This is a genomic window from Clostridium drakei (assembly GCF_000633595.2).
Classification (GTDB): domain Bacteria; phylum Bacillota; class Clostridia; order Clostridiales; family Clostridiaceae; genus Clostridium_AM; species Clostridium_AM drakei.
In genome coordinates this window covers 48,966-70,102 of the sequence record NZ_JIBU02000048.1, presented here as the reverse complement: position 1 = coordinate 70,102, position 21,137 = coordinate 48,966, and the positions used below count along the sequence as shown (strand labels likewise).

The following is a 21,137-nucleotide window of genomic DNA, read 5'->3' as shown; positions in this document are numbered from 1 at the left end:
TTTTCCATGTTAAACCTCCAATAATAGTATTATACATTACTTATCTAAACTACTCTCTATCAGGTTTGCTCTGCATTTCCAATAAGCTGATCTGAAATTATTGTATTGCTTATTTAAAACCTCATCACTTCTAAAACTTGCTCTTTTTAAATTACTTCTTATTTTTCTTATTTTTTTAATTTCTTCTAAAGATTTATTTCTCAAAGGAGTCAAATCTTTTATTACATTTTTACTGCTTTATTAAAAAACATTTAATTTATCTCTAATTACCAAAGGACATTCATAGTAAGCATTAATTTACAATAGATAAACCATATATTTGAAGTGCAACGTAAAAACACCCCAAAATTCAAATTCATGAATAATGCGGTGTCTAATTAGTTGTTCATTTTTTTCAGTTGTTGCGTTAAATAAGAAGAATGTGAATTAAAAATTATTGTCAAAATAATTATCTTTCTCTACCTTACAAATTCGTATCATATATTTTGAATACCACATCTTTTTTCCCATTTCCTTTGCTTTCATATGCGAATTATTATCTTTCCATTCATTAATACTATCTAAAGAATCCCAGTATGATATTGTCACTCCAAAGCCCTCTTCATTTCTGACACTTTCTACTCCTAAGAATCCCTTTTGCTTAGAAACAATATCAACTAAATTGTCAGAAACTTTTTCATATTCGTTATCAATTGAAGTTCTTATAGAAGTAAAAATAACTGCATAATAAGGTGTTTTAGGTGTTTCTATTATTTTGTTCACGTAAATTCCTCCATTAAAAATTTAATAGTATTTATAATTAAAGTGTAATATTTAATAATAATATTTCAGTGCTTTTCTAATAATTACTTGATATAGTTATCCGATGACTACCCACTCTAATACCCCCTCTTCTCAAAGAGGGAGTAAAGAGCGGCTACGTCCCTGGATTCGTTCAACTAAGAATCAGGTGGGGTTTGAAACCCCATCAGATTCAAGTTTCCACTTCATCGTGAAAATATTTTATTAGCTGCTTCGTAAGAAAAATCATGATTAAGTAATTTTGAAATTTTGTTGTCACCCTGTATCTCCTGTACAGATTCTATCAGGCTCGAATAAGCTTTTCTAACTGAAGAAGAACCCAGGCTTAATCGTCTAACTTCCAACTGTTCCAAATCTTCCAAATTGCTTGTTATAGGTGTGGCAAGAACATTAATTGGTGCAGGAATATTTTCTACTAATTTTGAAATTATGCTTTCTTCAATTGCACCAGGAACAAAAACGCAGTCAGCACCTGATTTATGGAAAGCATTGCCCCTTTCAATTGCAATAGATAACCTTTCCTCACTTTTTCCTGCTTTAATAAAAAACACACAAGTTCTGGCATTAATAACAAAAGGAATGCCTAACTTCTCCTTAAGTTTGGATATGGCTTGAATTTTTTTAATTTGAATATCTAGATCTTCTAGATAAGGAGTTTTAGCAGAATAGCCATCTTCAATGTTGATTCCAACTGCTCCAGCTTTAATAATCTTAGTTACATTTTCTACTATTCCATCAATTGTGCTCGCATAGCCTAATTCAATATCTACACTTACAGGGATAGATACTCTTTCAGTTATTCGCTTTACTGTTTGAACAATATATTCAAAATCAATTTTTTCTCCATCAGGATATCCTAGACTATAAGCAAATCCAGCACTTGTTGTTCCAATTGCCAGAAAATTAGACTTTTCATATATAACTGCACTACCAACATCCCACGCATTAGGAAGTATAAACATTTTATTGCCATGGTGAAGTTCTTGAAATTGTTTTGCTAAGTGTAATTGCTTTGTATTATTCATATTTACCTCATTTCATAAATATTTTTGTTATCTATAGAATTTGCAATTTTGTTATTAATAAACTTATTACTTGTACAAGCAATATAAACTATTATATACTATGAATATATCAATATTCATCGATATATGAAATTATAGGAGGTATTTATGACTGGAAATCCACAAATATCACAATTAGCAGAAATTTTAGCTGATAAATCACGCTCTACTATTCTTATGGTAATGATGGATGGTGAATTTCACACTGTTAATGAGTTAGCTAAGACCGCTGGAATTAAACCTCATACTGCTTCTTATCATTTAGCAAAACTTACTGAATTACAATGGGTAGCTATGGAAAAGCACGGGCGATTTCACTATTATCAAATAATTAATAAAGAACTGGCTAAGATGCTTGAAAGCTTTCTCCAGATGTCTCCTTTAAAATCTCCAAGATCATTAAATCAAAGTATTGAAAATCAGATGCTATATTCAGGTAGAATTTGCTATGATCATTTAGCAGGAAAAATAGGAGTACAACTTACTAACTGGTTACTTAAAAAAAATTACATCATAAAATCAGAATCTGGTTGGAGCTTAAGTATTGAAGGAGAGAAATTTTTTGAGTCTAATGGAGTAAATATTGAACTCTTAAAAAAAGGAAAAAGATGTTACTGCCGAATGTGTTTAGATTGGAGTGAGAGAAAGCATCATGTAGCTGGTAGTGTAGGAAAAGCCCTAATGAATATGTTTTTTAATAATCAATGGATAGAGCGTACAGGAACTAGTAGAGCTATTAAGTTAACAATTAAAGGTAAAGAACAACTGTCCAAAAATGGTATATAGAATTTTAAATACAAATCCCATAAAAATAAGAAACTATTCAACAATAACTACGGGTTTCATCTGTCCAAGTGACACCCAAGCTATGTCCAGCTGTATCTAAGTTTGACCTTGAAAAATGAAACTCCAACAGACATTACGGCATCCATTGGAGTTTTGCTATTAGCTTGAATCAGACACCAAAAGGAGTCTTTGCTGAATCACCTATGTTTCATATAGCAGCCAGCATTAGAACCTTCTTTGGGTGGCTATTTGCAGTTTTTAGAGTGTATTTTTCATTTTGTAGTTAGTTTTTATTATTTTTTAATTTTGTTAATTATATTATTTATACCTTCAAATAATGCATCTCTAACTACTTCAGTATAATTACTATAATCCTCATTCTTCTCTACTATTATATCCATCACTTGCTTTAATTTTCCCTCAACAATAATAGTTAATCCTTGTACCTTTTCACCAGTTTTATCATTTTCAAATTTCTCATTTAGTATAGTTACTACATTTTCATCGCTCATACTATCAACTCCTTATCCATTATATCAAAAATAAATTATTATTAAACTCATCTATCCATTCAATCCAAGGTGCTGGTAATTCATAAGAATTACCTGGAGTTGTTTGGTCAACTATTTTTCGTACTGTACCTCCTTGATTTAGTGGAGCTGAAGGCTGTGTAAACATTGGTCAGAATGAAAATATCCGGCTAAAATTTTTTGACTTAGCTGATTTGCTAATTGCAAATAAATAGGATCATTATCATGGAAAACCCATGTTGTATTTTCTGACATTCTCAGATAATATGTGGAATTACAACGAAAACCAAAATGCCCACAAGGTACAAACTATTCACTCCAAGAGAAACCTTTGTGTCCGTATCTCTTAAACGCTTTTTGGCGAACAGAAACAGCGCGTAGCAAAAGCTAATCGCGACAAAGATAAAATAGCCAATGAGCAAGACAGTTGCGTTAGGGTTATCAGGCTTCCAAAAGAAAACAACCGTCAGTGGGACAAAAATAGTAATCAAAGCAATCGTGCTTAAAACTTTATCTTTCATATGGTGTATCACCTCTTTCATTTAATTTCTAATTTGATGGATCGGTAAACCCATCTCCATCTATGACGATGTAGTTGCCAACGGGCAGTTCAATCGTTTCAGAATAGTCACCAGTGCTTTCAATCAGAGTTTGAGGGTCATCCGACCCAGATTACAGAGCTAATTTAGCTGTTCCATCCATAATATTCAGCTTACAAGTGATCTTAATTTCATTTTCTGCTTCATGGTCAATGGAAGTTCCTCCAAAGACCAATTTCCGATCAATTTGCCATCACCAGCCTCTTGGATGGCATGTTTGCATGTGTCGATAATTTCATCTTTTGAACAGCCCGCAAGAATTCCCATAGCCAAGAGGACAACCACTGCAGCCATAAAAAGCAACCTTTTCATTGAAATTGCCAACCTTTCCTTGCTTGTATATAAGTCATCGACCTTTTTGCCCTTGTCTGAGGAACATACCGGCTGTTTTGCGCTTTTTACGCTTGGAAGCTGCTTGCGGTGGATTTGTGAATATTACAATCGCAATTGTAAGCAAAATCATGACGGCCAAAGATACCATGGACAAAGTGAGATTTCCGGGTTCGGAAGTGTTCATGAATGTTTCCGTGTCAAATCTCATAACCGTCAGTCCAGACAATATTGGATACATACTGCGCATCGTAGCATTTTTGATAAACATGGCGCTATACCCGAATAGAAAGGATACGATAACGCCGCCCATGAAAATCCCCGGCTTCCTGCTTGTAAAAGCGATGATGGGCAGAATTGCAGTGTATGTTAAAGCCGCTGTTCCTAACATCTGCAAAAGCCCAGTGAATAGAACTGCAGCACTAAGCCCTGTAATACCGAACAGTAATCCCACAACCAGCGTTACTGCATAGCTATATAACCCGAACAGTACACTTAAGATTCCCATTGCCAGTAGTTTTCCTAACAACAGGCGCTTAAAGGTTATCGGAATGGTCAAAATGATTTTTAAAGTATTATCTGTGTATTCCCTGTTGATTAAATAGCCACCAATCAAGGTGAAAATTACAGGCATGAAAATCGTTGCACTATTCCATATGGTACTGTTAAAGAGAGCGGAAAAATCAAATTTCTGTATTGTGACTTCCGGAGTGGCAACTGCTTGCGTGAATACAGACAAAATTGCAGGAATAGTCATGCCGATAAGGCCAATGAGCAAAATATGAAATCGCTTTAATTTTAAAAATTCGGTTTTTATAATACGAAGCACTAAAGATACCCCCTTTCTTCAAATTTCTCTGCGTCGATATATGCGAATCATCAAATAAATGCAGACTGCCGCTTCCAACAAAAGCACGCCAAAACATACAGATGCCGGTGCAAAGTATTGGCTAAAACGATTGTAAAACTCTGTCTGAATTTCACCGGCGGGCGTGTAAAATTGGTATAGCCATCGAAAGATCATGGGGATGGGCATAAGCGTTCCGGCATTAACCCCTAAAGGCTGCATCATAATCGCATCACTAAAATGCATGATATAATTTAACAGTGTGTAAAAGAACACAATAATCACCGAGAGGATGTAGCTTTTGTTGAACCAAAGAACCAGCACAATGCAAGGAAGAGCAGCCACCCACATGAGTACCCCTGTCGATGCTGTAAGCGAAAACTGAAAAACAAAATTATGGAGCGGAATATTTTGAAAAACAGCAATGGCTGTGCCGACTGCAAATCCCATTAATTGAAATGCGATTGAAAAAAGCAGCAGAACCAATAGCTTTACAACAACCAATTGCTTTTTTGATACTGGAATGCAAAGCAGATTTTTTAATGTGTCATTGTCCTGCTCCACAAAAAACAGGTTAGCCGCCAAAATAATCAGCAGGGGCATTAAAAGCAAAAAAGCATTGTCTTCTCTTACTCCGGATTGTATACTTGTAAAGTTGGAATCTGACAATAATACCGCATTGAAAAGAGGAAAAATGAAAGCTGCTAGTATTCCAAAGAAAAACATTTTCTTTCTTTTGAATTTTTTAAATTCACTAAGAAGCAGGTTATGCAATGCCCTCACCTCCTGTTATACGCTTGAAGTAATCCTCCAAAGTATCTTCACAAGTGTGGGCTTCCGATACCTCCAATCCGTTTTCAATAAAAGTACGGTTTAATGCAGCCACAGACAAATTGTTATCGTACAGGCGTAAGCTGTGATCATTTTCCACTATAAAGTTTTTTACACCAAAGTTTCTCTCCATGATTCTGGCTGCCTGCGCTGTGTCAGTAACAACAAAATGAATGTATTTGCCGTTCTTTTCTTCCAGCTCAGCAAGGCTTTCTTCCTCCAGTAATACACCGTGGTTAATGATTCCAATGTCATCCACCAACAGGGAGATTTCTGAAAGAATATGGCTGGAAATTAAAATGGTTTTTCCTTTCACATCGCACAGCTCACGAATAAACGAACGCACCTCGGCAATCCCGATTGGATCAAGCCCATTGATCGGCTCATCCAAAATTAGCAGCTCTGGATCGTGCATAATGGCAAGAGCAATGGCCAAGCGCTGCTTCATACCAAGGGAGTACTGAGAAAACAGCTTTTTATCTCCGTATGGCAGTCCCACAACCTCTAATGCGATTTGAACAGCATTACGCTTAGAAACACCTCTAAGCTGCGCAAAGATTTTCAGGTTTTCTGTACCTGTCAAATTTGGATAAAATCCCGGTGCTTCAATTAAACTACCAATTCGGGGCAAGATTTTCTTCTCGTTTCCCTGAATATTTTTGCCGAAAATCTGAACCTCTCCAGAAGTAGGTGTAGTCAGATTCAGCAACATTTTCATGGTCGTGGTTTTTCCTGCTCCATTTCGTCCAAGCAGACCATAGATGCGGCCTTTTTTTACATGGATATTCAAGTTAGCAACGCTTTTCTGCTCCCCATATTGTTTTGTAAGATTTTTTGTTTCAATTATAAAATCACTCAAGCTAAAAACCTCCTTTTCTTGTTTAAATAAGTCTATCACGCCAACCTTGCATTAACCTTGCATTAACCTTGCACTAACCTTGCAATTGCGTAAAAAGAAATCCCTGCCTGCGGCAGGGATACTTTCACTTAATCAGTGTTAGAAAGACAGTAAAAACAGTATATTGATTTGGCTCACTTTGAACAGTAATTCTGCTGTTCATTTTTCCAACTATCTGCCGAACAATGGACAGTCCCAATCCGCTTCCCTTATCAGAACGACCCTTATCGCATTTATACAGCCTTTCAAAGATATTCTGTAAATCAGCTTTCTCAATCCCAATTCCATTGTCCGATATGCGAATTTCAATTTCTGTTTCTTTTTGTACCATTTCAATTTTGATCTGTGTGGCTTGACTGTGGTTAATGACGTTTTGCACCAAATTGTTGATGATGCGAGCATATCCGTCTAAATCTACTTTTGCAAACAGCGGTCTTTCTGGAATTTCTATTTCATAAACCAAATGATTTTCCTCAAAAATGGGGATCCAATCTTTCAGAATATATCGTGTCTGTTCCGCAATCTCCACCTGCTCTATGGATAAGGCAAATTCACTAGAATTCAATTTGAACCAGTCAAATAGAATATCAATATAATCTTTTAGATCATACGCTTTCCGTCTTGCAATTTCAATATAATCCTCTCGCTCTTTTTCAACAACCACACCTCTGTGAACTGCATCCAAATAACCAATCAGGGTGGTAAGCGGCGTTCTTACATCATGAGAAAGACTGGTCATAAGCTGACGATTGGTTTCGTCCGCTGCTCTGAGTTGCGAGAGCTGTTCTTCATAACGATAAACAATTTCATTCATTTTATAAGAAAGGTCTGCGGTCAACTCATTATTGGGGGCAAGGATTTTTCGGTTACCGTTTCCAGCCTGAATATCATTAAGAGCATCCGTCATATCCTGCAACTGCCTTTTGACACCAATCATTTTTGCTAAGCAGACAATACCGAAAAGGAGGGCAAGACAAAATAATATGCCTAAAGTCACATAAAGAATCATCTCCTACACCTCTTTGTTGAAACGATAACCGATTCCTTTTACCGTTTGGATATAAAATGGTGTGCCGGAATCGGGTTCGATCTTTTTACGGAGGCGGCTAATAATAGCCATAATGTTGCTGTCATCATAAACGTAAGACTCACCCCAAACTTCCTCATAAATCTGTTGCTTAGTCAGAATTCTTCCTTGGTTTTTGGCGCAGAACAGCAAAAGGTCAAATTCTTTTGGCGGTAATTCAAATGTACCGTTCTGTGTGGTTACGCTCCGGCTATCTAAGTCTATGGTCAGCCCTTGGTAGGACAGCGGATGTGAATGCTCTCCCGTCAGATTGAAACGTGTGTATCGGCGTATCAGAGAAACAACACGGGCAATCAATTCATCCATATCAAAGGGCTTTGTCAGATAGTCATCTGCACCAGAGCGAAGCCCACAAACTTTTGATGTATTGTCATTTTTAGAAGTCAGCATGAGAATGGGAATACTGCTTTGTTGGCGTATTTTCTCCATTGTCTGAAAGCCATCCATTCCTGGCATCATCACATCCAAAAGGATGAGCTGGTAGTCATTTTTTTGGAGCATGGTCACCCCATCTACGCCAGAAAAGCAGCTATCTGCATCTATATTTTCAGGCGCCACACTCTGCTTTATCAAAGCACATAATTCCTTATTATCATCTATAATTAAAATTCTATTTGTCATGATTATTCCTCCTGTATCTATTATCTTCTGGCTTGATAACATATTTAGGAATAAGCCACGTATTCCCCATCTTTAACTGCTCACTCAATCCGACCAGCAGTACAATAGTGAAGCACCATTCTGTCAGTAATACCCCCATTTAGCAACAACTTCTTTTGTTGTTATATAGTCCGCACTCATTCCCTCCAATATATTTATTATATTTCTTTTGTTCGAAGTGTACAAGGATATATAGCAGTTTTAAAGTATGATTGTCTTTGTTTGTTTCTGAAAATGAGGCAATAAAATCATAGACAAAGTCGAGCTTCATTTCTTGGAATTCTTTGCCCAAGTAAATATAGTTGATTTTGAAATACCATGACACCTTGATACTAATGAGACGTTTCCTACTTCTTTTACTTCTATTGTTCTTCAAGTTCCCCTGCCTTGATAATCAACAACCTTACCATTAGTTAGTGATTCTATCACTAAGTCCTGGATTTTATCTTGTTGTACGCCTTTTTTTGCAAAATCGTTGGCATGGTCTAAAATATGTTGCATTCCTGCTTTAGAATTACCATTTTCAATTCAAACTATAATTTTCCATCGGCAGTTTTAGTTACAGCTACTACATCATCTGGACTATATTTAACCCCACTACTTGCAAGTTCATCCAAAGCTTCACAACCATCCCATGGGTCGTTAATAAATTGTTACAATATTGTTTTGGTAATACAAAAGAAAAAACTCAACATTTCTATTGAGCAATTTCATTGGTTGCGGTGAGGCACGGTGAAAGAAACCCACTTAGAAAATAATCACACAAACCAATACTACACCGAAGGCTATATAAAGCCCACTGATCACAGTAGATATAATTACAACAAGACTACGGGTTTCTTTTTTACGAATAAGTGTAACAGAAATAAGAAACGCTGCAAGTAAGCATAACATGTTCACAAGAACAACAATTTGTTGGAGAGGATACCCAAGGTTGATTTTCAGCAGAACAGGCAGCATCCCTGCGAATGGGACAAGGTTTAAAACCAGACCAACAATATCAAGTGTCTTTTTCTTTGATTTCATAATGATTTTCCTCCTTAAAGTTTTACGATTAAAGGGCAACGACGTCTTTCTTCTTTAGATATCCAATAGACAATAGAATAAACAGGACTGTATAGATGAGGCTGACTATCATAATAGAAATTACATCTCCCACCGGAACACTGACGGCATCCGTAGCGCCGACACCGAGAATCAGCAGCGAGTTTGGAAATAACTTTCCAATTCCCAGTGCATATAAAGCCAAGCCGAAAATGCAACAACCAAGGCTAATTCCAATGGGAATTGCAAAGCTCCTAATCCACGTGGAAAGGAAAAGTTGCATAGCTGCCACAGAGATAGCTGCAATCCATCCACAAATTAGCCATTGCACAGCCATCCCCACAGGAAACGCACTTGTAAAGTGGAATAGAAATTTGCCTACACCCCAATAAAGGAACAGTAAAAAAATCTGCACTGTAAATCCGATGGCCACAAGTACCATTAACTTTGACATAAAAATCACTCTTACTGGAATTGGCGCTGTCATTAGTGAATTCCAGTTGTAGTTTGTGTGCTCCATCCGCCAAAGATAAGCAGCACAAATGGCAAGCAGAATCGGATAAAAAAAGTACCCATAAAACAGAGCCACCTGTGTCCACAAAGCCTGCCAGTCTGGCATAGACAAAGCAGCACGATTAGCATTGAAATTTCCTGCTCCGATTAGGACTCCGAGAATTGGAAGCCCTATGCAGGGCAAAAGTATTTTAGAACGTCTGAGTTTCAGACATTCGGCACTGATTGCATGAACTAACATAAATATTCACCTCAACTTTCTGCTTTTGCAAATTGTCTGCGACCAATATAATAAAAAATTACAGCCATAATTAAAGCAATTAGTGTGGGAATTACTGATACAGGCAATTGCTTAATTTCTCCGGTATCTGCAAATGTGGCCGGAGCTAGACTAACATAATATCCCCAAATAAAAATATAACGGACGGCAGATGGAAGGAACATGCTAATCAGCCCTAAAAAACCACCCAACATCCCAACTGCCATAGCAACCAACTGATTCTCAACAGTCATAGAAATCCATTGCTGAATCAAAATGATAACAGCACTTATGGCAAGTGAGCCAATAAAGTAATTCAAAAAGGCAGGGATATGAAATTTTTCTGCGATATGCATGGATGAACCGTATGCAACCAGATAAACGGATTCCAGCACCTGCGCAATGCTAACCAACAGGAATACGCTTAAAAACTTCGCCTTCCAAATAGATTCCCGCCTTTCAGCAGAACTTTCAAGCAGCCTCCAAGTGTTTCCTTTGTGTTCCATATCATTGACACGACAGACTGCTACGGCAATCATGACAGAGAAAAGTAATCCTTTCACCATGGTAACAATCATAATCAAAGCTTCCCATACAGCCTCAGAGGAATCAGATGCTAAAGGAAGAATCAGCCTTCTTAAAGGGAATGTGCACCAAGCCAGTTCCATAAACAGGAGAAACAAGATTGTTAGGAAAATGCCCCTGTGCCGCATCTTGAAAAACTCCAATGACAGATATTTCATTATAAAGTCACCACCTTTCCTGTAAATTCAAGGAATACATCCTCCAAACTGCGCTGGTGTTCCTCCACACGGTATACCTGAACGTAATTCTCACACAGCGACTGTACCGCTTGCCCAATTGCTTCATTATCCAAGTATGGTAACAACAGCCCCTTTTCCGTTAAATTCGGTCCATATTGTTTCAGAAGATTTACCGCTCTGCAATTATTGCTGGTACATAGCAATAGTTTAGGCTGCCGCTGCTGATTCAAATCACTCATCTTTCCCTGAAAAACCAATTTTCCCTGATTAATAATACCGATTGCTGTGGCCATCTGATCAATCTCGCTGAGTAAATGGCTGGAAACCATTACGGTCATGTCGTATTTCTTTGGAAGTTCCTGGATCAATTCGCGAATTTCTTCGATTCCGGCAGGATCGAGGCCATTAGTCGGCTCATCTAATATGAGCAGTTTTGGGAATCGAGCCAGCGCCATGGCAATTCCCAGTCGCTGCTTCATACCCAATGAATAATGCTTTACCTTTTTATTCATTTGCTTTTCCATTCTAACGATATGAACTGCCTCATCAATATTTTTTTGCGGCAAATCAAGCAGCCGACGAAGAACCTCCATATTTTCTCTCCCAGTTAAATGCCCATAATAAGAGGGTGATTCAATCAGGGAACCTACATTCTTTAAAATGTTGATGCGGTTTTCCTGCGTAAAAGGCATCCCAAGAATGTGAACACTCCCAGCTGTTGGATGAGCCAACCCAAGAAGCATTTTCATAGTGGTGGACTTGCCTGCTCCATTTGGTCCTAAAAAGCCATAAACCTCCTTTGGAAGAATTTTAAGATCGAGATCTTTTACTCGATAGGTACCTCCATACTCTTTGGAAAGTCCTTCAGTTTGAATAACAGCATTCATGTTTTCCATTTTGTTCGCTCCTTTCTTATATTTCCTATCATACTATACCAACCTTACAATAACCTTCTCTCTACTTGACTTCTCTTCGACTTTTACTTGACTTTTACTTGACTTTTTTAGTTGCACACTTGACATAAAAAAAATGATGATACAATGTAAATATAGAATATTACAAAGGAGTGTGCCAAAATGGAATATAATTATTATAAAAATAAGAAAATATTGATTGTAGATGACGAACCTGACTTGTTGGAGTTAGTATCCTCCACCTTAAAAGAAGATGGCTATCTTAATGTTGATATAGCATCTACCGTTAAAGAGGCTCGTAAAAAACTAAAGGACAATCCTCCAGATGCAGCAGTACTTGATGTAATGCTCCCAGATGGAAATGGCTTTGATCTCTGTAATGAAATTATGAAGGTGAGGGACATCCCAATTCTATTCCTGACAGCCCGTGGAGAAGCTGAGGATCGATTTCAGGGTCTTGGCATGGGTGCCGACGATTACATCACAAAGCCGTTTTTTCCAAAAGAATTGACGCTGAGGCTATCTGCTGTTTTACGGCGTTGTTACAAAGAAGATGATCCTATGGTTCTGATTGAGTCCGGTGAGATTGATTTTACAAAGGCTATTGTTATTAAAGAAGGTGAAGAAATCCCACTGACAGCCAAAGAATGTGCAATTCTGGATATACTGTACCGCAATGCAGGCCGAATCGTCACTATTGATACATTGTGTCAAGCAGTCTGGGGTGACAATTATTTTGGCTATGAAAGTGCACTAATGGCTCATATTCGTCGCATTCGTGAGAAGATTGAAATGAATCCCTCTTCTCCAGTGACGCTTCTGACTGTTAAGGGGCTTGGTTATAGGCTAATTATGAAAGAAGGAAGATAAATGGATCAATTAAGGAAACTAATCAAAAAATTTACATTGTCATTGTTGGTTGGTGTTGTGGTATTGCTCTTATTCAATTCCATCTTGTACTCTTTTTATATCAACACTGTAGTAAACAACTTATTCAAGCCTTCCATTCAAACGACACTCAAGGAAACATCAGCGGCGCTTAAAAATGAAAACGGGATATTTCAGCTTTCCAGTTATATGCAGCAGACTCTCTCTAAAGGAAACATCTGGGCGATGCTTTTAGATAACCGCACTGGTAACATCCTCTGGAAAAATAACCTGCCTTTGGAAATGCCACAAAGTTTCACTATAACGGATGTTGCCAAGTTCTCCAGAGGATACCTTAAAGATTATCCAGTTTTTGTCTGGGAACATCCAGGCGGCCTATTGGTGCTCGGTTATCCCAAGGGCAGCTGTGCTAAACAGCTTTCCAATGCAACGCCAATTCAGGTATACCGTTCCGCGCCCATTGGGCTTGCACTGATGCTTGTATGTGATGCGTTGCTTCTGTTTCTGCTTTACTATTTCGCTCAATCCCGCACTTTAAAAGCAATTAAACCTTTAGTAGATGGGATTGACGCTTTAGCTGAAGGACAAACCGTATCTATTGCAGAAAAAGAGCCATTCATACAACTAACGGAGAAAGTTAATCAGGTATCAGAACGTCTCAGAAAGAAAGAAACGGCGCGGGCCAACTGGATTTCCGGTGTCTCTCATGATATTCGGACGCCGCTCTCTGTTATTTTAGGATATGCCATCAAACTAAAGGAAAACACATCACTGCCTGAGCAGGCAAGGAAGCAGGCAGCTCACATTCAGTTTCACGGGGAGCGTATCAGCAATCTGGTCAATGACCTAAATCTCACTTCTAAACTGGAATACAATATGCAGCCTCTTCATATGAGAAAAATTTATGTAATAAGGCTGCTCAGACAAATGACAGTGGATTTCCTAAACCGAAATCTTGATGACAAATACGATATTGACTGTAATGTAGAAGGGGTTCCTCCTGATCTATCTGTTGTTGGCGACCTATCCTTGTTGCAGCGAGCACTAGAAAACATTATCTCAAATAGTATTCTGCATAATTCTAATGGGTGTCATATCTGGCTGTCAGCTAAGAGCCTACCGAATCAAGTGGAGCTGATTATATCGGACAACGGCATCGGCATTACAGACGAACAGTTAAAGAAACTCCAGACACAGCCCCATTATATGATGTGCGATAGCAGTACTCACGAACAACGGCATGGCCTCGGCCTGCTGATTGTCAAGCAGATTGTTCAGTCCCATCATGGAGAAATATCTATTGGCCGAAGTGCAGACGATGGGTTTGAGATTAAAATAATATTGCCGGTGAAAGCGATGTGATGGAGCTACCCTCCCCCAACAAAAACATAACTACCTATAAACTGCTTTTTTATCAACAATTAGGAACTAATAATTCTTAATTGTTGTTTTTTTATATTTAATATTAAAAGCAAAGATTGCTCACTTCACTTCCAGTTTATATTGCTAAATTGTTAAACTTTTTTATTCTTAATTATCAAAATTTACTTCAGTAGCTTTCTTATTATAGATGCGTATCATTCTATCACTTCTTCAACCTAACTTCAGGCAATAAAAAACTAGCTTACTATAGGCATAATAAGCTAATTTTATATTTATCTATTCTACCCACTCTAAGCCATTTTATGGATTATTAATATTCAATGGTTTAAGTAAACTTTCATCAAAGGCATCATTGTTTTGTTCTTCAATACTTACCCTAGCATAGCCTATTTTCATACTATGACCTCACTTAGATACTACCAAAAATATTACGCTAGGGTCATTTTAAACTTTGTTTTTGGTATTCTAATTGTGTTGCTTAGGTATTCTACCCTCACAAGGTACACCTATCTGACATTTTCCACAACCATATCTAGGCTTATATTTTTCAGCTGTTTTATCCAAAAACTTAGAGCATATCGTATGATCTTTACCATTTTCTATAGATATTGCATTGACTGGACATTTTTTTACACATGCACCACACATTGAACAATACTCATAGATATTTTCATACTCTCTTTTCTGAGGCGACAAATATAATTCTGTGATAATACTGCCAAATCTTCCAGCTACACCTTTTGAGGTTATAAGACCTTTAGAAAGTCCAAATGTTCCAAGACCACATACAAAAGCTACGTGTCTTTCAGACCAATTGCTTGTAAATGATACTTCTAGGTTTGGTGAATCCGTATTAGCCCAAAACCTTTCATCCAAAGCAGGCACTACACTATTATATCCCGCATTTATCAATTCTGATTTCAGATATATACATAACTTATTTATAAAAGCTTGACCTTCAATACGTGCATGCAACCATTCTTCAGAAGGCCATGATTTTTCCCTTCCATTTCCCTTTTTCACGGCTTCACTAAAGGGCAAAAAAAAGGAGATAACAGTCTTTGACTGTGGTAGCCATTCTTTTGGACTTAAGAAGTGTTTCCCAATTGCAGAGGTTTCTTTTAATAATGTAAAATACTCATCATCTGAAGCACCAAATGCAAAAATTGGTGCTTCAAAAATCTTCATTCCCACAACATTTTCAGAAATGGCAATTTCATTTGTTATATAATTGTCTTTTGAGTTTTCAACAAAGTCTGATGCTATTTTTATTAGATACTGTTTATTCATTTTGACCCTCCTCATATATATTCATTCAAATTATAATGAAGGAGAATAACCAGATAGAAACTACATATAATTCATGTACTATTTTCAAATTTCTCATAAAAATACCTTCTAAATATAATTTTAAATGAACTTATGATATAATTATATAACAAAATTATTTGGATGGTTATAGAAGTAGTATCTTTAATTTTATTCCCCAAAAATAACCACCAAGCCATTAATTAATAATAGACTCGGTGGAATTTCTTGATAAATTATGAAACGAATTAAAAACTAGCAAAATAATCTTTATCATAAAGTATAACAAAATCAATATCACTATCCTCCCTTTGATACTCAGTACCATATGAACCTATTATCCATGCTCCCAAAACATTAGGCTGCTCACTAAAGTATTTTTTTAAGCTTTCTATTTTATTCTCTATATTTAGCACAGTATCACCTCCAGACCATTTTTTATTTTCCTAAACCTTCATTAATGTATACAATTCTTTTATTTATATCAATTCCTTCTTATGTTTTATTTTTTTCTGTTAACAGTGGAATTTTGAGAGTCTGTATGCCGAATTTAATTAAATTCCTTTTATTTGATCTTTAGAACTTATTACTACACGCCAAGTGAAGATAGCTAATATAGGGCAAACCACGATAATAATACCGAGGGCAATGACCATGTTCTGGAATGAAAAAGTTGTAACTGCCATTCCCACAACCGCCATCATATTAAAGCTCATGTTCATTACTGAAGATGAAGATCCTACATCTTTTGGATTTTGAGACAGTATCAAATTGGTTGCATACGGCCTTACAAAATTACTAATTAAATAGAACACAAAGACTAAACAGCAGAATATAACAGGTGAAAATGATCCTAATATAATCATTACTATACCTGATAGTACACAAATACTACAGCTTATATAGATGAGTTTTCTTTTGTCAGAGTTTGCGAAGAATTTAATATATATTGCAGGGCCTAGCATTGAAAGCAGTGATGCAACAGCATGGAAGTAACTGTATGTCTGTTCCGTGCAGCCAAATTGCTTAATATAAATATATGAAGATAAATTTATATAAGCAAATATTGGAAGGAATAACAGTGAGAAAGTTAGGACGATCCAAGTAAAGGATTTGTTTTTCAATACCACTTTCAGCTGCCCGAAAGTACTTATAATACTTCCGGTAAAGCGTTCTTCTTCATATACTGTTTCTGTGTACATCAGCGTCAGAATAAAACCAATGATGCCAAAAATCAGTAAGACAAGGAAAATTCCTCTCCAACTTATAAAATACAATATCCATGAACCAATAATGGGAGCAAAAACAGGAGCTAATCCGGATAAAGTTTGTGCAATAGCCAGAACTGTTTCTTTTGTTTTTCCTACAAAGCAATCGTTGATCATGGCAAAGGAAATTGCAGTAATAGATGCGGCGCCAATACCCTGTAATACGCGGGCAAGCAATAAGATATAAATGTTCCATGCTGCAGCGCAAAACAATGTAGATATACTAAATAGTACAAAACCCACGATCATAGGTTTTTTTCGTCCATATTTATCGCTAAGAGGACCCCATATCAACATTCCTAATGCGTATACAAAGAAGAAAATAGTTACAGTTGATTTTACAAGTGCATCGGTACCTCCTGCCAAATTGTTTCCCATTGAAGGCATTGCAGGTAAATACATATCGGTGGCTAGCGGTATAGCCATATCCATTAAAATGATAAAGATGATCATTCCTGTGACACCTAATTTATTTTGTGGGCGATTTAAAGAAAATTTCTGTTTTGTTTCTGTCATTTTGATACTCCTTTATAGTTTTTCTATTTGCTGGCGGAAACAATCTGCATGTTTTTTCATCAAACGAATATATGTGTTGATTTCTTCCCTTGTCCAAGTATCAAATGTTCGAAGTTCAGCTTCGAATAGCCTTGCTACCGTTTGATTTGTATAGTCTTTTCCTTTTTCGGTAAGGATTATTTTTTTGAAGCGACCCATATACTGTTCCAAATAGAGGATGTCATCGGCCTCTAAGGCACGAATTGCGGAGTTAATTGTTTGTTTAGTTATGCCTGATTTTTTGTAGACATCACTAAGTAAACATTCACCTCCAGCATCATAAATACTATACAATACAATAGATCTGCTATCTGAAATACCAAGTTTTAAAGATGACTGATGATACAGCGCTTTCATTTCAGTAGTCAAATAATTGATTTGATGTGTGTCATTGATTTTTTCTTGATTCATTTTCCACCTCCAAGTACGAAATCGTACTTTTTAATGATAGTATGAAATCGTACTATTGTCAACCTAAATTTGCCGTGACAATAAAATTACTACAAAGGATTTGTTCTCCTACGACTTCAACAATAATGGATTTATGACATGGATTAAGGAACGCAATAGAAATACGATCACGGATTTTGCAGGACTAGTTATAACTTATGCGTATGATACAATCGGATATTTAAGCATAGTTACTAATCCGATGGAAAAGACCACAAGCTTCTCCTGCTATGTGAACAAGTTTTACATAGCATTCATTTGATTTTGATGAGACCGTTTCAATGTTTGTGTAAACATCCTAGTTGGTGTAAGATAACTACATCACCCAGGAAATTTTTAAAATGGCAAGAAGAAATGAAAGTACAGAGGACAAAAGAAGGCGAGAATTAGCAAACATAAGCTTCCAGTTTCTGTAACGACCCCTGGGGTACTTGGGTGAGGAGGAGATTATACCTCCATTTAGGAAGTTGCAACTTATTTACTATGGAAGCATACATTATAATTATGACATTTATAACATTGGAGGTTATGGTATGTGTACCGCTATTACATTACAATCTATGAAAGGTGAGAATTTTTTTGGAAGAACCATGGATTTTTCCCGTCCCATTGAACCTGGAGTTTATATAATACCCAAAGATTACAAATGGCATAGCCTTACAACGACAAAAAAATACATTGATAACTATAGCTTTATCTGTATCGGTCAAGAAACTGATGGAATGTTAGGTTGTTTCGATGGTGTAAATGAACGAGGATTTTCTGGTGCAGTCTTATACTTTTCAGGTTATGCTTATTATGATTTACCCATAAAGGATAAAGAGCAGATTGCTTCACTAGATTTTCTACATTATATTTTAGGACGTTGTGGTTCCGTGGATGATTTAAAGCCTTTATTAGAAAACATCCGTATCGTAGGTATAGAAGATCCAGTTACCAAAAAAGCTGCTCCTTTACATTGGATTGCTACTGATAAAAGTGGCAAATGTGTTGTTATTGAACAAACTAAAACAGGTCTTGAAATAATTGATAATCCCATAGGTGTCATGGCGAATAGTCCTGATTTTAACTGGCATATGACCAATCTAAGAAATTATATGAATGTATCAATTAATCAACAAAAGAAAGCTTGTTGGGGAAATGTATCATTAACCCCTTTTGGTCAGGGTGCAGGAAGCATACATCTCCCAGGAGGCTTCACATCTCCTGAGCGTTTCGTCCGCACAGCATTTCTAAAAACACATGTAACAGTTCCCAAAAACCGCTCCGAAACACTTATGACATGCTTTCATATTATGAACAGCGTTTTTATTCCTAAAGGTATTGTCTTAACTGATAAAGGAACCGCTGATTATACAAAATATATTGCTTTTATAAACACTAATACATGTGAATACTATTTTAAAACTTATGAGAATGATCAAATCATAAGGGCAAGTCTCTGGGATTATTATATGCAAAGTACGCAGCCAATCTTTCTTGGAAGCATTGTATTCCCTGTATAATTTGAACGTAGTTAGTTGTATAAACTCTACTTTAAAAAAGCATAATAACATATTTATACAATTCCCTCAACAGTAAAATCCTTTAATTGCATTTAGCTCGCCACCCTATAGAAAGAGATTCTCCAAGAAGTGTATCCTTGCAGAACCTCTTTCTATATTTTTAGCAACAAAAGATTCCGCTGTTTGCTATACATGCAGCAAGACGATGTTCAAAGGCTGCTGCTCGTGGTGCCAGGTATCCTCCAAAGCTTTCACCCCATAGAACTATCTTTTCTGGATCTACTTCTTCATTCGCAAGGAGGTAATCTACAGCAGGGGTGACAATAGCTTCATAGTCATATCTGAAATATAAATGCTGCTTTTTAACAACTTCACCTTGTCCAGGACCTTCTATGGCAAGACAGTTCATTCCGTGTTCAAGGGCTGTCATTGCTAATCCATAGAATTCTTCCTTTGTACCGTCAAATCCTGTTAAAAGTATCAAAACTGGCTTTGGCTCATTTGTATCATTTAACTGATAATAATGGGCAGGCAGAGTTGTACCTTCATACGGTACCATAACAGACTTAATTACTGGGTGATTAAGTTCCATAACCTTCCAATAGCACAGTTAAAGTCATTGAACATTTTTTCGGCAACTACTTCTGCTCTTTTTTCAAAGTCAGGTTTTACGCTTGATTCCGCAACGTAGGTCCCAACAACGGTAGTTTTGAATTTATTTCCTTTATTTATATCAAAAGCACGTCTGAATATTGTTTGAATACAATCTGCATTGTTAGCTTCTTCACCTCCGCAAGTAACTAGTTCTGCTGAAAGTTTGCCTTTTAACAGATCCTTATTCATTAGACTGAAGTGTCTGTCCATAATTGGTTTAATTTGACCAGACATGCCATAGCAGAAAAGCGGTGTTGCATATATTACACCATCTGCAGCAATTAGTTTCTTAGATAACATATCCCAATCATCCTTTTGAGGACAGCCATGTTCTGAACTTTTACGTCTGCAGGCATAACATTCTTGGCAGTTGTTAATGTTTATATCGATGGCATTAATTCTCTCAATTTCATGTCCAGCTTTTCTCATATGATCTTCGAATAGTGACAATGTAAAAGCAGTTTTTCCGTTTTTCTTTGGACTTCCCATAATAGTTATAAATTTCATTTTTATTCTCCTTAAAAATCTTTTTTAATTCTAGTCAATGCGTTGTCTAAAATTAATATATGTCTTTAAAAATATTTTGTCAACCCCTTGTCTATATGTGATATAATATTTTTATTAACTATATTAATTGGGAGGATTGAAATTGGATAACAAGGATTTTAACGAACTACAATTTATAATGGATCAGACATATGCTAGTCTCATGGCGGTTTCAAACAAACTTCAAACTGCAGGTGACAGTTACTCCGATGATCTAACAAGCAAGCAGTTTATGACACTCATAGCAATACTTCATATACCTAAAGGTGATGCTACAATCATAAATATAGCAGGTAAATTGGGCACGACTAAGCAGAATGCAGCAAGAATTATCAAAAGCCTTGAGAAAAAAAAATATATTTCAGTAATGCCATCAGAAAAGGATAAAAGAGCGGTTAATGTAGTATTTACAGAAGCAGGCATCCGTTCTCTTTCAAAAAATGGAAAGGATGCTAAGAAAAATTTTATGGTTGATATATTTAAAGATTTTAAGAAAGAAGAATTGGAAGCACTATGTAAACTTTTAAAAAAGCTATATAGTTATGATGGTGTTCCAATGGATGGGTTTGAAGAAAGAATGAAAATCCCGAATATTTCTGATGAAGTGTTAGAATAATTGACCGACATATTAAAAAGTTCACGTCTATAAGCCT

26 protein-coding genes and 1 pseudogene are annotated in these 21,137 nt (G+C 36.5%); 5 read left to right on the top strand and 22 right to left on the bottom strand.

Annotation, left to right across the window (positions count from 1 at the left end; genetic code table 11):
* Positions 1–36 precede the first annotated feature (36 nt).
* The 3 genes from EG57_RS27495 to EG57_RS0220475 all read right to left on the bottom strand — a co-directional run bounded on the left by EG57_RS27495 (position 37) and on the right by EG57_RS0220475 (position 1,826).
* The gene (locus tag EG57_RS27495; protein WP_161782723.1) at positions 37–204 is read right to left on the bottom strand and encodes an HNH/ENDO VII family nuclease; all 168 of its coding nucleotides are present in this window, start codon (positions 202–204) and stop codon (positions 37–39) included.
* A 222-nt stretch (positions 205–426) separates the two neighbouring features.
* Positions 427–762 (bottom strand): antibiotic biosynthesis monooxygenase family protein, encoded by a 336-nt coding sequence (locus EG57_RS0220480; protein WP_032078966.1) that lies wholly within the window; start codon positions 760–762, stop codon positions 427–429.
* 224 nt (positions 763–986) lie between these two features.
* Positions 987–1,826 carry an isocitrate lyase/PEP mutase family protein gene (locus tag EG57_RS0220475; protein WP_032078965.1) on the bottom strand — a complete coding sequence of 280 codons (840 nt, stop codon included), beginning with the start codon at positions 1,824–1,826 and terminating at the stop codon, positions 987–989.
* Between the two features lie 147 nt (positions 1,827–1,973).
* Between EG57_RS0220475 and EG57_RS0220470 the strand changes: the two genes are divergently transcribed.
* On the top strand, positions 1,974–2,651 hold the full coding sequence (locus EG57_RS0220470) for an ArsR/SmtB family transcription factor (RefSeq protein WP_032078964.1): 678 nt from the start codon (positions 1,974–1,976) through the stop codon (positions 2,649–2,651).
* A 293-nt stretch (positions 2,652–2,944) separates the two neighbouring features.
* Here the strand turns inward: EG57_RS0220470 and EG57_RS0220465 are convergent, their stop codons facing one another.
* From EG57_RS0220465 to EG57_RS0220410, 13 genes are all read right to left on the bottom strand, one after another.
* Positions 2,945–3,163, bottom strand: a complete 219-nt coding sequence (locus tag EG57_RS0220465) for a hypothetical protein (protein ID WP_032078963.1) — start codon at positions 3,161–3,163, stop codon at positions 2,945–2,947.
* 19 nt (positions 3,164–3,182) lie between these two features.
* On the bottom strand, positions 3,183–3,329 hold the full coding sequence (locus EG57_RS26815; protein ID WP_200880588.1) for a hypothetical protein: 147 nt from the start codon (positions 3,327–3,329) through the stop codon (positions 3,183–3,185).
* 109 nt (positions 3,330–3,438) lie between these two features.
* Positions 3,439–3,702, bottom strand: coding sequence for a hypothetical protein (locus EG57_RS0220460; protein WP_032078962.1), 264 nt, complete (start codon positions 3,700–3,702; stop codon positions 3,439–3,441).
* A gap of 186 nt (positions 3,703–3,888) precedes the next feature.
* Positions 3,889–4,092 (bottom strand): hypothetical protein, encoded by a 204-nt coding sequence (locus tag EG57_RS27110; protein WP_032078961.1) that lies wholly within the window; start codon positions 4,090–4,092, stop codon positions 3,889–3,891.
* Positions 4,093–4,126: 34 nt separating this feature from the next.
* Positions 4,127–4,939 carry an ABC transporter permease gene (locus EG57_RS0220450; protein WP_032078960.1) on the bottom strand — a complete coding sequence of 271 codons (813 nt, stop codon included), beginning with the start codon at positions 4,937–4,939 and terminating at the stop codon, positions 4,127–4,129.
* An 18-nt stretch (positions 4,940–4,957) separates the two neighbouring features.
* The gene (locus tag EG57_RS0220445; protein WP_032078959.1) at positions 4,958–5,740 is read right to left on the bottom strand and encodes an ABC transporter permease; all 783 of its coding nucleotides are present in this window, start codon (positions 5,738–5,740) and stop codon (positions 4,958–4,960) included.
* Positions 5,724–6,647, bottom strand: coding sequence for an ABC transporter ATP-binding protein (locus tag EG57_RS0220440; protein WP_032078958.1), 924 nt, complete (start codon positions 6,645–6,647; stop codon positions 5,724–5,726). The genes EG57_RS0220445 and EG57_RS0220440 overlap by 17 nt, the downstream gene beginning before the upstream one ends.
* A 124-nt stretch (positions 6,648–6,771) precedes the next feature.
* Complete coding sequence (locus tag EG57_RS0220435; RefSeq protein WP_032078957.1) at positions 6,772–7,695, bottom strand: sensor histidine kinase; 924 nt, start codon at positions 7,693–7,695, stop codon at positions 6,772–6,774.
* A gap of 3 nt (positions 7,696–7,698) precedes the next feature.
* A complete protein-coding gene (locus EG57_RS0220430) occupies positions 7,699–8,394 on the bottom strand; it encodes a response regulator transcription factor (protein ID WP_032078956.1) in 696 nt (231 codons plus the stop codon).
* 786 nt (positions 8,395–9,180) lie between these two features.
* The gene (locus EG57_RS0220425) at positions 9,181–9,459 is read right to left on the bottom strand and encodes a hypothetical protein (protein ID WP_032078955.1); all 279 of its coding nucleotides are present in this window, start codon (positions 9,457–9,459) and stop codon (positions 9,181–9,183) included.
* Between the two features lie 28 nt (positions 9,460–9,487).
* Positions 9,488–10,231, bottom strand: coding sequence for an ABC transporter permease (locus tag EG57_RS0220420; protein WP_032078954.1), 744 nt, complete (start codon positions 10,229–10,231; stop codon positions 9,488–9,490).
* An 11-nt stretch (positions 10,232–10,242) separates the two neighbouring features.
* Complete coding sequence (locus tag EG57_RS0220415; RefSeq protein ID WP_032078953.1) at positions 10,243–10,992, bottom strand: ABC transporter permease; 750 nt, start codon at positions 10,990–10,992, stop codon at positions 10,243–10,245.
* Positions 10,992–11,900, bottom strand: coding sequence for an ABC transporter ATP-binding protein (locus EG57_RS0220410; RefSeq protein ID WP_032079070.1), 909 nt, complete (start codon positions 11,898–11,900; stop codon positions 10,992–10,994). The genes EG57_RS0220415 and EG57_RS0220410 overlap by 1 nt, the downstream gene beginning before the upstream one ends.
* Before the next feature lie 189 nt (positions 11,901–12,089).
* Here EG57_RS0220410 and EG57_RS0220405 point away from each other — a divergent pair, with 189 nt between their 5' ends.
* Positions 12,090–12,797, top strand: coding sequence for a response regulator transcription factor (locus EG57_RS0220405; protein WP_032078952.1), 708 nt, complete (start codon positions 12,090–12,092; stop codon positions 12,795–12,797).
* Entirely contained in the window at positions 12,798–14,177 is a 1,380-nt protein-coding gene (locus EG57_RS0220400) for a sensor histidine kinase (RefSeq protein WP_032078951.1), read from the top strand.
* A gap of 486 nt (positions 14,178–14,663) precedes the next feature.
* Here the strand turns inward: EG57_RS0220400 and EG57_RS0220395 are convergent, their stop codons facing one another.
* The 4 genes from EG57_RS0220395 to EG57_RS0220380 form a co-directional block, all read right to left on the bottom strand.
* The gene (locus EG57_RS0220395; protein ID WP_032078950.1) at positions 14,664–15,488 is read right to left on the bottom strand and encodes a DUF362 domain-containing protein; all 825 of its coding nucleotides are present in this window, start codon (positions 15,486–15,488) and stop codon (positions 14,664–14,666) included.
* Between the two features lie 266 nt (positions 15,489–15,754).
* Complete coding sequence (locus tag EG57_RS0220390; RefSeq protein ID WP_242859893.1) at positions 15,755–15,922, bottom strand: nucleotidyltransferase domain-containing protein; 168 nt, start codon at positions 15,920–15,922, stop codon at positions 15,755–15,757.
* A gap of 138 nt (positions 15,923–16,060) precedes the next feature.
* Positions 16,061–17,290 carry a multidrug effflux MFS transporter gene (locus EG57_RS0220385; RefSeq protein WP_032078949.1) on the bottom strand — a complete coding sequence of 410 codons (1,230 nt, stop codon included), beginning with the start codon at positions 17,288–17,290 and terminating at the stop codon, positions 16,061–16,063.
* Between the two features lie 12 nt (positions 17,291–17,302).
* On the bottom strand, positions 17,303–17,740 hold the full coding sequence (locus EG57_RS0220380) for a MarR family winged helix-turn-helix transcriptional regulator (RefSeq protein ID WP_052038022.1): 438 nt from the start codon (positions 17,738–17,740) through the stop codon (positions 17,303–17,305).
* A gap of 572 nt (positions 17,741–18,312) precedes the next feature.
* Here EG57_RS0220380 and EG57_RS0220375 point away from each other — a divergent pair.
* Complete coding sequence (locus EG57_RS0220375) at positions 18,313–19,284, top strand: choloylglycine hydrolase family protein (RefSeq protein WP_032078948.1); 972 nt, start codon at positions 18,313–18,315, stop codon at positions 19,282–19,284.
* A 169-nt stretch (positions 19,285–19,453) separates the two neighbouring features.
* Here EG57_RS0220375 and EG57_RS25240 read toward each other — a convergent pair.
* Together EG57_RS25240 and EG57_RS0220365 are read right to left on the bottom strand one after the other, a co-directional pair.
* Positions 19,454–19,891, bottom strand: a pseudogene (locus EG57_RS25240) (alpha/beta hydrolase family protein); the annotation flags it as partial.
* Positions 19,855–20,445, bottom strand: a complete 591-nt coding sequence (locus tag EG57_RS0220365) for a flavodoxin family protein (protein ID WP_052038020.1) — start codon at positions 20,443–20,445, stop codon at positions 19,855–19,857. The gene EG57_RS0220365 and the pseudogene EG57_RS25240, both read right to left, overlap by 37 nt.
* Positions 20,446–20,587: 142 nt before the next feature.
* Here EG57_RS0220365 and EG57_RS0220360 point away from each other — a divergent pair, with 142 nt between their 5' ends.
* Positions 20,588–21,100, top strand: coding sequence for a MarR family winged helix-turn-helix transcriptional regulator (locus tag EG57_RS0220360; protein WP_200880587.1), 513 nt, complete (start codon positions 20,588–20,590; stop codon positions 21,098–21,100).
* The last annotated feature ends 37 nt before the right edge of the window (positions 21,101–21,137 follow it).